The sequence below is a fragment of the Nonomuraea sp. 3N208 genome (genome assembly GCF_052245935.1).
Classification (GTDB): domain Bacteria; phylum Actinomycetota; class Actinomycetes; order Streptosporangiales; family Streptosporangiaceae; genus Nonomuraea.
Genome location: NZ_JBQQBR010000040.1, coordinates 41,640 through 54,073 on the forward strand (window position 1 = coordinate 41,640; position 12,434 = coordinate 54,073).

Annotated in this window: 14 protein-coding genes; 9 read left to right on the forward strand and 5 right to left on the reverse strand. The window is 68.1% G+C overall.

Features of this window, described 5'->3' with window-relative positions:
- Positions 1 to 36: 36 nt before the first annotated feature.
- Genes ACTWPT_RS44675 through ACTWPT_RS44690 form a run of 4 tightly spaced genes read left to right on the forward strand, consistent with a single transcriptional unit; the run spans position 37 to position 3,564 of the window.
- A complete protein-coding gene (locus ACTWPT_RS44675) occupies positions 37 to 1,038 on the forward strand; it encodes an ABC transporter permease (protein WP_443183617.1) in 1,002 nt (333 codons plus the stop codon).
- Entirely contained in the window at positions 1,035 to 1,886 is an 852-nt protein-coding gene (locus ACTWPT_RS44680) for an ABC transporter permease (RefSeq protein ID WP_443183618.1), read from the forward strand. The genes ACTWPT_RS44675 and ACTWPT_RS44680 overlap by 4 nt, the downstream gene beginning before the upstream one ends.
- Positions 1,883 to 2,728: an ABC transporter ATP-binding protein gene (locus ACTWPT_RS44685; protein ID WP_443183619.1), complete on the forward strand. Its 846-nt coding sequence runs from the start codon at positions 1,883 to 1,885 to the stop codon at positions 2,726 to 2,728. The genes ACTWPT_RS44680 and ACTWPT_RS44685 overlap by 4 nt, the downstream gene beginning before the upstream one ends.
- Positions 2,725 to 3,564 (forward strand): ABC transporter ATP-binding protein, encoded by an 840-nt coding sequence (locus ACTWPT_RS44690; RefSeq protein WP_443183620.1) that lies wholly within the window; start codon positions 2,725 to 2,727, stop codon positions 3,562 to 3,564. The genes ACTWPT_RS44685 and ACTWPT_RS44690 overlap by 4 nt, the downstream gene beginning before the upstream one ends.
- A gap of 8 nt (positions 3,565 to 3,572) precedes the next feature.
- On the opposite strand, the gene ACTWPT_RS44695 is transcribed toward ACTWPT_RS44690, so the two are convergent.
- Together ACTWPT_RS44695 and ACTWPT_RS44700 are read right to left on the reverse strand one after the other, a co-directional pair.
- Positions 3,573 to 4,352, reverse strand: coding sequence for an IclR family transcriptional regulator (locus ACTWPT_RS44695; protein WP_443183621.1), 780 nt, complete (start codon positions 4,350 to 4,352; stop codon positions 3,573 to 3,575).
- 114 nt (positions 4,353 to 4,466) lie between these two features.
- The gene (locus ACTWPT_RS44700) at positions 4,467 to 5,030 is read right to left on the reverse strand and encodes a nuclear transport factor 2 family protein (protein WP_443183622.1); all 564 of its coding nucleotides are present in this window, start codon (positions 5,028 to 5,030) and stop codon (positions 4,467 to 4,469) included.
- 187 nt (positions 5,031 to 5,217) lie between these two features.
- Between ACTWPT_RS44700 and ACTWPT_RS44705 the strand changes: the two genes are divergently transcribed.
- The 4 genes from ACTWPT_RS44705 to ACTWPT_RS44720 are packed head-to-tail and all read left to right on the forward strand — an operon-like array spanning position 5,218 to position 9,943.
- Complete coding sequence (locus tag ACTWPT_RS44705; protein ID WP_443183623.1) at positions 5,218 to 6,666, forward strand: carotenoid oxygenase family protein; 1,449 nt, start codon at positions 5,218 to 5,220, stop codon at positions 6,664 to 6,666.
- Between the two features lie 15 nt (positions 6,667 to 6,681).
- Complete coding sequence (locus ACTWPT_RS44710) at positions 6,682 to 7,374, forward strand: nuclear transport factor 2 family protein (protein WP_443183624.1); 693 nt, start codon at positions 6,682 to 6,684, stop codon at positions 7,372 to 7,374.
- A complete protein-coding gene (locus tag ACTWPT_RS44715; protein ID WP_443183625.1) occupies positions 7,374 to 8,885 on the forward strand; it encodes an aldehyde dehydrogenase family protein in 1,512 nt (503 codons plus the stop codon). The genes ACTWPT_RS44710 and ACTWPT_RS44715 overlap by 1 nt, the downstream gene beginning before the upstream one ends.
- Positions 8,882 to 9,943 (forward strand): amidohydrolase family protein, encoded by a 1,062-nt coding sequence (locus ACTWPT_RS44720; RefSeq protein ID WP_443183626.1) that lies wholly within the window; start codon positions 8,882 to 8,884, stop codon positions 9,941 to 9,943. Before ACTWPT_RS44715 ends, ACTWPT_RS44720 begins: the two co-directional genes overlap by 4 nt.
- Positions 9,944 to 9,951: 8 nt before the next feature.
- Here the strand turns inward: ACTWPT_RS44720 and ACTWPT_RS44725 are convergent, their stop codons facing one another.
- Together ACTWPT_RS44725 and ACTWPT_RS44730 are read right to left on the reverse strand one after the other, a co-directional pair.
- Entirely contained in the window at positions 9,952 to 10,818 is an 867-nt protein-coding gene (locus ACTWPT_RS44725; RefSeq protein WP_443183627.1) for an alpha/beta fold hydrolase, read from the reverse strand.
- A 3-nt stretch (positions 10,819 to 10,821) separates the two neighbouring features.
- Positions 10,822 to 11,178, reverse strand: coding sequence for a hypothetical protein (locus tag ACTWPT_RS44730; RefSeq protein ID WP_443183628.1), 357 nt, complete (start codon positions 11,176 to 11,178; stop codon positions 10,822 to 10,824).
- A 54-nt stretch (positions 11,179 to 11,232) separates the two neighbouring features.
- On the opposite strand from ACTWPT_RS44730, the gene ACTWPT_RS44735 reads away from it, so the two are divergent.
- The gene (locus ACTWPT_RS44735; RefSeq protein ID WP_443183629.1) at positions 11,233 to 11,775 is read left to right on the forward strand and encodes an SMI1/KNR4 family protein; all 543 of its coding nucleotides are present in this window, start codon (positions 11,233 to 11,235) and stop codon (positions 11,773 to 11,775) included.
- A 40-nt stretch (positions 11,776 to 11,815) separates the two neighbouring features.
- Here the strand turns inward: ACTWPT_RS44735 and ACTWPT_RS44740 are convergent, their stop codons facing one another.
- Positions 11,816 to 12,397 carry a tyrosine-type recombinase/integrase gene (locus ACTWPT_RS44740; RefSeq protein ID WP_443183630.1) on the reverse strand — a complete coding sequence of 194 codons (582 nt, stop codon included), beginning with the start codon at positions 12,395 to 12,397 and terminating at the stop codon, positions 11,816 to 11,818.
- Positions 12,398 to 12,434 lie beyond the last annotated feature (37 nt).

A 12,434-nucleotide genomic window follows, 5' to 3' on the forward strand; every position in this document is an offset into this window, starting at 1 on the left:
CCCAGACATCCCTGGTCGTCCCAGCAGGAGGCTCGATTGAGCGTTGACGCACTCACCCCCCTCGACCTCGCGCCCCGGCGGGCGACGTGGGCGATCGCGTGGACGGTGACGTCGCGGATCGCGCAGATGGCGGCAACGCTCCTCGTGGCGAGCTTCCTGTCCTTCGTGTTCCTGCAAATGGCGCCCGGCGATCCGGTGACGATGCTGCTCGGCGAGCGCGCGGCCGACCCACAGGCGGTGGCCCGGCTCCAGGCGCGGTTCCACCTCGACCAGCCGGTGGTGGTGCAGTACTGGCTCTGGCTGTCAGGTGTGTTCACCGGAGATCTCGGGACGTCCTACGTGTTCGGCCAGGACGTCAGCTCCATGGTCGCGGCGCGGTTGCCGACCACGTTCATGCTCGTGGTATATGGCAGCGTCCTCGTCATCGCCTTCGGCTTCCTCTCCGGCCTGCTCGCCGCCCGCTCGAAGCAGCACGTGGACACCGGCATCTCGATCATCCTCTCGATCGCCCTGGCCACGCCGTCCTATGTGATCGCCATCGGGCTGATCACGGTGTTCTCGCTCTATCTGGACTGGTTCCCCGTGTTCGGCAGCGGGGAGGGATTCTGGGGAAGCCTCCACCATCTGACCCTGCCGGCGATCACTCTCGCGCTGTCGAGCAGCGCGGCCATGGCCCGTGTCACGCGCGCGTCGATCATCGAGGAGAGCCGGCGAGACCATGTCGTGACGGCCGTCGCGCGGGGATTCAGGCCGGGAGAGGTGCTGCGGCGGCACGTGATCCGCAACGCGCTCCTGCCGATCACCACCATCGGCGGGATCGTCGTGGCCGCGCTGGTCGCCGGCACCGTGATCGTCGAAAAGGCGTACGGGCTGGACGGGGTCGGCTCCCTGCTGGTGCTGGCGATCACCAGGAAGGACTACCCGGTCGTGCAGAGCGTGGGCGTCCTGATCATCGCCGCCTTTCTCATCGTGAACACGTTGGTCGACGTTCTCTACACCGCCATCGACCCACGGACCAGGACCATGGAGGCCAGGTGACGGCGCTCGTTGCACAAGGCCGCACGAGTGAGGCGGCCGGCCGGTCGCGGATGCTGCGCCATTGCGCGCTCGCGGTGTCGGCGGTACTGGTCGGCGTCGCCGTGTTCGCGCCGCTGATCGCGCCCCACGATCCGGACGCGGGCAGCGTGCTGAAGGTGCTCCAGCCGCCCTCCGCCGAGCATCTTCTCGGCACCGACGGCTCGGGCCGCGACCTCTTCTCCAGGCTGATCTTCGGCTCCCGTACGGCGCTGCTCGGGCCGCTCATCGTCTCGCTCACGGCCACTGTGGCCGGCACGGCCTTGGGGCTGGTCGCGGCATGGCGGCGGGGTTGGGTGGACGCGCTGGTGGGACGGGTGTTCGACGTGGTCTTCTCGTTCCCGTCGATGCTGCTCGCGCTCATGTTCGTGGCCGTGCTCTCTCCCGGGCTCGGCTCGGCGGCGCTCGCCGTGTCGATCGCGTTCGTCCCCGTCATCGGCAGGCTGGTCCGATCGACCGCGCTGCGCGAGGTGAACGAGCCCTACGTGGACGCCTTGCGCATCCAGGGCATGGGATCGGTCCGCATCTGCGCGTTCCATGTGCTCCCCAACCTGTGGCCGGTGATCGTCGCCCAGGCCACCACGTCGTTCGGCTACGCGATGGTCGAGCTCGCCGGCATCTCCTACCTCGGACTGGGCGTGCAGGAGCCGACGGCCGACTGGGGCACGATGATCGAGTCGGGCCAGGGCAGCATCGTGCGCGGCTTCCCGCAGGAGTCGCTGTACGCCGGCGGGGCGCTCGTGGTCGCGGTCGTGAGCGTCATCGTCCTGGGTGACGCCCTTTCCTCACGGAGCGAGGAGCGTGCGGGATGACGGCTCAGCTTTCGATCGAAGACCTGCGCGTCAGTGTCACACGCGGAGGCGAGCCGCTCGAGGTCCTGCGGGGTGTCTCCCTGGAGATCGCGGCGGGTGAGTCCGTGGGCGTCGTCGGCGAGTCGGGCTCGGGCAAGACGATGACCATCCGCGCGATCACGCGGCTGCTGCCTGCCCGCGCACAGGTCCGGGGCGACATCCGCTTCGCGGGAGACTCGGTGCCGTCGTTCTCGGACCGCGAACTGCGCGCGTACCGCCGCGATGACGTGGGTGTGGTCTTCCAGGATCCGCACGCGGCGATCAATCCGGTGCGGCGCATCGGGGACCTCCTCACCGAGTCGTACCGGGGTGAGTCGCGGTCGGCGAGGCGGGCCGCCCGCGAGCGGGCGGAGGAGCTCCTGTCGCAGGTCGACATCCGGAATCCGGGCAGGGCGCTGGACCTGTACCCGCACCAGCTGTCCGGCGGAATGCTGCAGCGGGTGATGATCGCTTCGGTGCTGATGCGGGATCCGAAGCTGATACTCGCCGACGAACCCACCACGGCCCTGGACGTGACCACGCAGTCGGAGGTCGTCGCCCTGCTCGACGAAGTCCGTCGCGCGCGGGGCGCCGCCATGATCTTCATCAGCCATGACATCGAGCTCGTGGCCGCGACGTGTGATCGGGTCCTGGTGATGTACCGGGGCCGGCTGATCGAGAGCCTCACCCCCGCGCAGTTGTACGCCGGTGACATCGCCGAGCCGTACACCGCCGCACTGCTCGCCTGCCGCCCGAGCATCACCGAACGCAAGCACCGGCTGCCGGTTGTCCCGTCCGCGGCGTTCGAAAAGAGGTACGCATGACCGTGAAAGCGGACGAGTTCACCACGGTCGCCCCGATCGAGGTGAGCGGGCTGACCAAGACGTTCGGCCACCACGGCGTCATCAGGCGCGGAACACCGCCGGTCGTCGCGGTGAAGGACGTCTCCTTCCGGCTCGAAACGGGGACGACCCTCGCCGTCGTCGGCGAATCCGGATCGGGCAAGACCACCGTCGCCAGGATGATCATGGGCCTGGAGGTGCCCACGTCCGGGCGCATCACGTACTTCGGCGAGTCCAGGCCCGCGCGGCCGAGCACCCGGCAGCGGCGTGCCTACGCCCGCCAGATGCAGATGGTCTTCCAGAATCCCTACCGCTCTCTCGATCCACGGCAGCCGATCGGCAAGGCGTTCGACGAGTTGCTGCGGCTGCACTTTCCGTGGGACGCCGGGAGGCGGGCGGCCCGGACAGCGGAGTTGCTCGAGCTCGTGCGGCTGGACGGGGGAGTGCTCCGCGCGCTGCCCGCCCAGCTGTCCAGCGGCCAGCGGCAGCGGGTCTGCATCGCCCGAGCCCTGGCCACCGAGCCGAGGGTCGTGATCCTCGACGAGGCGGTCGCCGCGCTCGACATGTCGGTTCAGGCCCAGGTGCTGAACGTGCTCGCCGACGTGCGCGACGAGACCGGAGTCAGTTACCTGTTCGTCACGCACGACCTGGCCGTCGTCAGGCAGATCGCCGACGAGGTGGTGGTGATGCAGGCAGGCGAGATCGTGGAGCGAGGACTTACGGCAGCCGTGCTCGACGCGCCGCAGCACCCGTACACCCGCCTGCTGCGGGACTCCGTTCCCCGAGATGGGTGGAAGCCAGAGCGGCGCGCCCCGTGACCGATTCTCTAGCCCGCGCTCTTCACGGCGTCGGCGAGTTCCTGTGCCGTCGATCGCATCAACTGCGTCGCCTCCTGCTCCTGGGCGACCGGGAAGCGGGAGGCGTCCCACGCGAGGGAGACGGCCATGGCCGGCGAGCCGGCGCCCATGGGCAGCACGACGCCGATGGCGTGGACGTCCTCGTGCGCCTCCCTGCTGCGCGCGTAGCCGCGGCTGCGGATATCGCGAAGCTCACGGTGCAGTTGGGCCATCGAATAGACGCGACTGAACCGGGTGATCGGCACGCCATCGGGGTACAGCGCGTCGATCTTGGCGGTCGAGAGACTGGCGAGCATCGCCTTGCCCGCAGCGAGGGTGTGGGCGGGAAGCAGCCAGCCGACCCGGGAAACGGCGATCTCGGTCTTGTCGCGCCACTCGGCGCAGACGAGGAAGCGTGCGCCGTTCCCCTCGAGCGTGAGCAGGCTCGCCGTCCCCCGGAGCGCGTCGCGCAGCAACGTCAGCAGGGGCATCGTGATGGCCTGGAGGTCTTCGCCACGGGAGGAGCCCGACGCCAGCGACTGCATCGCGGGGCCACGGACATAGACCCGGCGGTCACCCTGGACGACGTACCCGTGATGGATCAGCATCTGAAGCAGCCGATGCGCGGTCGACGGCGCGACGCCCAGCAGCTCGGCGGCCTCCGACACCGTCAGCTGGTGCCGCTGTGAGAATGCGGACAGCAACGTCAACGCTCGCCCGACCGACGCGATGTGGTACACGGGCTCGGTATCAACGGTGTTGAGAGTCATGCAATCTCCTCGGGCGCAGGCTGCCGCCACCGCTGACAAGCCTGATTCGCAGGCTAACATCCACCCAGACAAGGGCAAAGGGGATGTTCCTTACATTGTGCAAGAAAGTGCTGGTCAGCGCTGTGTGATCCCCTCGCCCGTGACGTGGGGCTCGGCGCCGACGATGCGCTCGCGCATCTCATGCTGCTCCGGATCGGCATCGGGAAGCACCACCCGGAACCACATGTCCTTGAACTTCCACTCGCCGCCTACGCGCTCGTACTGGCAGCGGTAGCGGCCCTCCAGCCAGGGGCCCCAGACGCGCATGTATCCACCAGTCGTACGGAACTCGCAGATGTGCCGATGCCACGTCCACTCGCCATAGGCGACGTCGGCGCCCGCGTCGATCTCGATGACGGGAGAGGACAGGATGTAGCCGTCGGCGCTCTTGACGAGTTTGTGCAGCTCGTCGAAGACCTGTTCGATGAGCTGCTGCTTGCCCTCGGTGCGTCCATGCCAGCGGATGTCCGTGACCGCGTCGTCGGTGAAGAAGTCCGCCATGCCGTCCCAGTCACGGTCGGCCAGTTTGCGGATGTAGCGGCGGTGCAGACTCTTGATCGCCTCGATGTCGTCGAGCCTTTGCAGCCGCGCTTCCGCATGCTGCAGGCGTGCCATCAGTTCCTCGCTCGTGATGGTCATGCGTGCTCCCTACTTCTCAGTTGTCTGATGTTATGGGCCGTTTTCCTGGTCTACGTCCGGTTCTCTGTCGCGGCTTTCCGTGGAGCAGAAAGAAGGATGCCGTTCCGTCGCCGGGCCGTCGCGGCGTTCTTCACTGCTCTGTGTCGCAGGTAAAGCGTTCTCAACGCCCGTGTCCTCAAGGAGTCCTATGGTCGGCTTTCCCACGCCCAAAGATCCGTTCGACGCCCCCATGCGCGTCGAGGCGGATCTGCGTGGAGTCCAGGTGACGCAGGGTGAGGTGCCGGAACATCTCGCGGGGACGTACTACAAGTGCGTGATCGACCGGCAGTGGCCGTCGTTCATCGAGAACGACCTCGAATTGTTCAACGGCGACGGCATGATCATCGCCTTCCGGTTCGACGGGGGACGGGTCGACTTCAAGAGCCGCTACGTGCGCACGCCTCGGTTCGTCGCCGAGGAGGCGGCGGGCAGGGCGCTCTTCGGCGCGTACCGCAACCCGTTCACCGACGATCCGTCCGTCGCAGGGGTCAGCCGGGGGGTCGCCAACACCAACGTGTTCTTCCACGGCGGCAAGCTGTACGTGGCCAAAGAGGACTCGCCACCGGTCATCATGGATCCGGTCACCCTGGAGACGCTCGGCGAGTACGACTTCGAGGGCACACTCACCTCGGCGACCTCGACCGCGCACCCGAAATTCGACCCGGTCACCGGCGAGATGGTGTTCTTCGGCTACGCGGCCAAGGGCGAGACCACCCGGGACATCGTCTACTACGAGGCCGACCGCGACGGCCGGCTGATCCACGAGACGTGGTTCCAGGCGCCCTACTCCAGCATGGTCCACGACTTCGCGGTCACCCAGAACTTCGTCGTCTTCCCGATCATCCCGTTGCGGAGCGAGCTGGAGTGGATCGAGAAGGGTGAGTCCCACTTCAAGTGGGACCCGCACGAGCCGGTTCACCTCGGCGTGTTGCCGCGCAAGGGAACGGCGGCGGACCTGCGCTGGTTCACCGGGTCCAACCGCTTCGCCAGCCACATCATGGGCGCCTACGACGACGGGCGGTTCATCCACATCGATACCCCGGTGGGGGCGGCCAACTACTTCCCCTGGTTCCCCGACGTGACGGGCGCGCCGTACGACCCGGAGCGGGCCAAGGGGTATCTGTCGCGGTGGACCGTCGACACGCAGGACGCGACCCGCGGGTTCACCGAGTTCCGCTTGTGCCGCTTCGCCGGGGAGTTCCCGCGAATGGACGACCGGCAGGAGACGCTGCCGTACTCCTGGGGGGTGATGGCGCTGCTCGACGGGCCGGGCGGACATAGCCGGCCCGGCGGCGGTTTCCGCTGGCTCAGCGGGATCGACCTGGACAGTGGGCGGCAGCAGATCTACTGGCCGGGCGAGGACTCGACGGTCGGCGAGCCGGTGTTCGTCCCTGGCGCCTCCGACGCGCCACCCGGCCACGGCTACGTGTTCGTGATCGTCGGCCGTCGCGCGGAGATGCGCAGCGACCTGGTCATCCTCGACGCCCAGAGGCTCGACGCCGAGCCGGTGTGCACCCTGTCGTTGCCGATGCGGATCCGGATGGGCCTGCACGGCAACTGGGTCGGTGCCGACGAACTCGCCGGCCGTACCGACTAACGAAAGGAATCCGTCATGTCCGACCTTCCGGCGCTCGAACGGCGCATCGCCGTCCTGGAGGCGCGGCAGGAGATCCGCGACCTTCAGCACAAGTACGGCTACTACCTGGACAAGTGCCACTACCGGGAGGTGGCCGCGCTCTTCAGCGACGACGGAGAAGCCTACTTCTGCGGCGGGCTCTACAAAGGGCGCGCGGGCATCGACCGGCTGTTCATCGAACGGTTCGGCGGCAAGTACGGCACGGTGGCGCACAACGGGCCCGTGCATGGTTTCCTGCTCGATCACCCGCAGTTCCAGGACGTGGTGAGCGTGGCGCCCGACCTGCGGACGGCCCGAGGGCGGTTCCGCTGCTTCATGCAGGCCGGGCTGCACGAGTCGGCGCGCGGCACCTTCCCCGGCAAGGTCTCCTACGAGCAGTGGTGGGAGGGCGGGATCTATGAGAACACCTACGTGCGCGAGGACGAGGTCTGGAAGTTCCTGCGCCTGGAATACCGCCCGATCTGGCATGGGGATTTCGACAAGGGCTGGGCCAGGACCCAGCCGATGACCTGGATCATCCCCACTCGCACCTTTCCCGAGGACCCGCTGGGGCCGGACCAGATCGTCGGGGACTTCGATCTGTTCCCCGCCGCCGACACCGTCCCCTTCCATTACCCGCATCCGGTCACCGGCCAGGAGTGGGACCCGGCCGCAGGGAAGGCCTTGTGATGGACGCGACAGGGTTCGCCGGCGGCAAGGCGACCGACGGCGCCCGGTGGGACGAGGTGATCAACCCGGCGGACACCGCCCAGGTCGTCGGCCGTTACGCCCGCTCGGACGCGGCGGAGGTGGACGCCGCGGTGCTGGCGGCGCACGACACCTTCCGCGGCTGGGCGGAGGTCGGCGCCACCGCCAGGGCGGAGCTGATGCTGGCCGCCGCCGGCGAGCTCGAACGGCTGGCTCCTGAGCTGGCGCCGACCATCTCGCTGGAGGTGGGAAAGGTCCTGGCCGAGTCGGCGTTCGACGCTTCTGGCGCGGCCGGGCTGCTGCGTGCCTTCGCCGGGCTGGCCGACCTGGCCGAGCGCGAGCTGGATCTGAGCGACCTGCCCACCTCCAGGCCCGCGCGGGCGGCGAAGGTACGGCGTGTCCCCGTCGGCCCCGTCGCGGTGATCTCACCGTGGAACACCCCTGTCTACCTCACCTTCAACATGATCGCCCCGGCGCTGGTCTCCGGCTGCAGCGTGGTCGTCAAACCGCCGGAGGCCGCTCCGCTCGCCGTCACCGCGATGCTGCACAGGCTGGCCGAGCTGCTGCCGCCCGGCGTCGTCAACGTCGTCCCCGGGACCGGCGCGGAAGCGGGGGAGGCGCTCACCCGGCACCCGCTGATCCGGTGCGTGCTGTTCACCGGCGGCGTCGCCAGCGGCCGCAAGGTCCTCCAAGCCGCAGCTGGCACGGTCAAGAAGGTCTCGCTCGAACTCGGCGGGAACGACCCCGCCCTGGTCCTGGAGTCCGCGACCGTCACCGACGCCCTGCTCCGCGAGCTGATCGCCGGATCGTTCAGCTCCAGCGGGCAGATCTGCTACAACATCAAACGCATCTACGCCCACCGCAGTAAGTACGCCGAGCTGGTGGAGGGCCTGCGCGCGATGACGGCCGGGCTGGTCGTGGGCGACCCGTTCGACTCCGGCGCGCACATGGGCCCGGTGACCACGGGCGCCGGATACGAGCGCGCCCTGCGGCTCCTGGCGGACAGCGAGCGGTCGGGCGCACAGGTGCACAGGACCGGCACCAGGGCGGCGTCCGCCAAATGGGACGCGGGCTACTACGTCGACCCACACCTCGTCACCGGGCTGCCGCGGGACGCCGAGTTGGTGGTCGAGGAGCAGTTCGCGCCGATCCTGCCGGTGCTGCCCTTCGACACCGACGAAGAGGCGGTCGCCGAGGCGAACCGCACGGAATACGGGCTCGGCTCGTCGGTCTGGAGCGACGATCCCGCGCACGCCGAGACGGTCGCCCGGCGGATCGAGGCAGGCAACACCTTCATCAACACGCACCGGGTCGGCGCCTCGGTGGCCTCCGTCCCGTTCGGCGGGATGAAGCAGTCCGGTCTCGGCCGCAATCACGGTGAGCACTCGCTGGCCGCGTGCACGGAAGAGCATGCGATCGTCCACCTCGTCGGTGACGAGCTGCCCGGGATCGGCCGCTGGATGAACCTCACCACGGAAGGAACGGCTGAATGAGTTACGTGCGCGTCGCGACCGAGGAGGCGTACGCGCCGCCCGAGATGGTGGCGATGTACCTCGAGCTCCTCGACCAGCCGGGCGTGGATCCCGGTTTCGAGAGCCTCATGGGCTTCTACCTGCGCAGCGAGGCCGAGAAGCCGCGGACCGTCCGCCGTCGCCTCCAGGACCTGGGGGAGGAACGGCTGGCCGACATGGACGCGGCCGGGGTGGGGCACGCCGTCCTGTCGCTGACCACGCCGGGTACCCAGATCCTGGACCCGGCCAGGGCCAGGGAGATCGCCGTCATCGCCAACGAGCGGATCGCCGAGGCCTGCCGCCGGCGCCCCGACCGGTTCTCCGGGCTGGCCGCGGTCGGGTTCGAGGACGCGCCGTCGGCCGTCGCCGAGCTGGAACGCGGCGTCAAGGAGCTCGGGCTCAAGGGGCTGATCTGCAACTCCCACATCAAGGGCCACTACCTGGACGAGGAGCGGTTCTTCCCCATCCTGGAAGCGGCGGAGGCACTCGGGGCGCCGATCTACCTGCATCCGCAGACGCCGCCCCCGGCCATGATCAAGCCACTGCTCGACGCGGGTCTCGACGGGGCGATCTTCGGCTTCGGCGTCGAGACCGGCATGCACCTGCTCCGGCTGATCGTACGCGGCGTGTTCGACCGCTTTCCCGGGCTCAAAGTCGTGGTCGGCCATCTCGGCGAGGCGCTGCCGTACTGGCTCTACCGCCTGGACTACATGCACGGTGTCCAGGTCCGGGCCAAGCGGTACGCCGGCTCCAGACCCTTGGAGCTGAAGCCGAGCGAGTACTTCAGGCGCAACATCTGGCTCACCACCAGTGGGATGGCGTGGGCTCCGGCGATCATGTTCTGCCGGGAGGTCGTCGGCGCGGACCGAGTGATGTACGCGATGGACTACCCCTACCAATACGCACCCGAGGAAGTCGTCGCTCAGGACGCGCTGCCGATCAGCCCCGACGAGCTGCGCCGCTTCTACCAGACGAACGCCGTCGACCTGTTCGGACTCGACGTGCCGAGCCAAGGCCCCTGCGGCCGGGGCCGAAGCTGAGACGACCGTCACTGCTTGTCCAGGAAAGCTCTGATGCGCTCGGCCGCCTCGTCGGCACAGGTGTCGAGGACGAAGTGGCCGCCGTCGAGCAGGTGCACCTGCGCCTCCGGGAGGTCGGCTCGGTAGTTGTCGGCCTCCTGCACCTGGAACGACTCGTCGTAACGTCCCCAGAGCACCAGCGTGCGGGGGCGGTGCTCGCGCAGCCACCGCTGCCAGACGGGGTAGGCGGCCACGTTGGTGCGGTAGTCGTAGAACAGCTCCAGCTGGATCTCGGCCTGTCCTGGCCGGGTCAGGAAGGCGTACTCGTCAGTCCATAGATCCGGGTCATAGCGGTCGATCGCAGGATCGGAGCCGAGGTGCCGCGCCCGGGTGGCGGCAAGGGAGAGGAAGTTCTCGCGCAGTGCCGGTTCGTTCGCGGCGCGGTGGGCCCAGAACGCGCGCCGGGCCTGCCACAGCGGCCCCAGCCCGCTGTCGTGGGCCACGGCGTTCTGGACGACGAGCGCGTCCAGGCATTCGGGCCGCGCCATGGCCATGCGGAACCCGACAGGGCCGCCGTAATCCTGCATGTAAAGCACATAGCGGTCGATGCCGAGCGCATCCACGAAGCGGTTCATCACCTCGGCCAGGTGGTCGAAGGTGTAGGCGAAGTCGGCCGGCGCGGGAGCGCTGCTGTGCCCGAACCCCGGATAGTCGGGCGCGATCAGCCGCCACCGGCCGCCCAGGCGCCGCAACAGCGGCTCGTACATGCGCGACGAGGATGGAAAGCCGTGCAGCAGGAGCAGGACGGGCGCGTCGGCCGGCCCGGCCTCGCGGTAGAAGATGTCGAGGCCGTCGACCGTCAGCGTGCGGTAACGCACCATTGTTTTCCCCCGCATGTTTCAAGACGCTGCCTGCCGGACCGGTCGCCCGGTCGCCGCGATCTGGTCGTACATACCCTTGAGCGCGGCGATGTAGATCTCCGAGAAGGTGGGGAACGGCTGGATGGTGTCGCGCAGCACGTCGAGCGGGATCCGGGCGCGAATCGCCACGGTCGCCTGCTGCAGCCATTCGCCCGCCTCGGGGCCGAGGGCGTAGGCGCCGGTGAGCACGCGGCCGTCGCTGAGCAGCGTGAGGAAGCCGTTGGCTTCGGCGTACGCGCGGGTGTACGTGGCGGTCTTGGCGACCTCGGAGATCGGGACGGTGGCGCTGAACCGCGCCTCGCTCGCGCCCTCCCATGACCCATGATGATCCTCCACTGCAGCAACGCACTCAGATCGGCTACCGGATGTGGAGTGGCTTAGTCACTCGGGATGACGGAGACAACTGAGCATCTGGCCCTACCCGTAGCCCTGGCCGAGGTGGCCGAGGTTGGTTTTGAGTGGGAGCGGGACGAAGAAGCCGACGAGGCCCGCGGTTGTGATTTCGGGCTGTACGAGCGGTTCGAGGCGCCGGAGAGGACCGCGTGGTGGTTTCGCCTGTGGACCGGTAACGACGAGGTCGATGGCAGCGAATTCCGCTTTTTCGGCACTACCGGGGCAGGCGACTATATCGGTTTCTGGCTGGTTCGACCTGGTATGTCAATCATCGAGCAGCCTGTCGTCTACCTCGGTTCCGAGGGTGAATGCGGCGTGGTAGCTCGCGATCTCGGTGATCTGCTCTGGTTGTTTGCGGAGGGTTTGGGCCCGGCAGAGGCATTCGCCGACCCAGGTCGTGAGACGCAGCCGAACGAGGCATTCCAGGCGATCGCAGAGCGGTACGCGCCGGGGAGGCGCCGTTCCGCGGCGGAGATCGTGGCGGGGGCGCGAGAGGAGTTCCCGGGCTTCTCGGAGTTCATCGACGCGATGTGCCGGTAAGTGAAGTCCGCGCGGCGGGCGCACGCAGATGCCGTGCATGTCAAGCCAGGCGATCCACGGCCAGCCGCGGCCCTGCCGAAGGATGCCCCACGGCCAGGCCCGACAGCCGTCGTGCTGTACAGCAGAGAAATACAGCAACGCATCCACACACCGGCACACACTCACAGCCACTAGCACACGCCTGACCTAGATGAACACAGCAAAGGCCGAGGAACTGCGCATAGTTCGCATCGAAGGGTTCAGGGGTTCGAATCCCCTCATCTCCACCAGGAAGTTGCAGGTAACAAGGGGTTTCGGAGTTCATCCGGAGCCCCTTTTCCCTTGTCTGGGAGTCGATGGGAGCCAATCGGGGAGCCATCTCACTCGGACTCTCTACCCGTGTCGGCTGTCGCCGAAGATGGTGTTCATGGTCTGGGCACCTTTGGTGATCCACTGGCCTGAGCTGGTGCCGGTAGACCGCTTCCGTGACGCTGGTGCCCGCGTGCCCGACGAGATCGGCGATGGTCTCGATGGGTACGCCCTGGTCACTCATGATGGAGACGAACGAGTGACGCAGTTCGCGGGGACTCCAGGCGGTTCCGAGTCCCGCTTGCTTGGTGATCTTTCGGGATGCCCGTCGCACGTTCGACGCGTCCGCCGCTTCGACGTGCCGGGCGCTG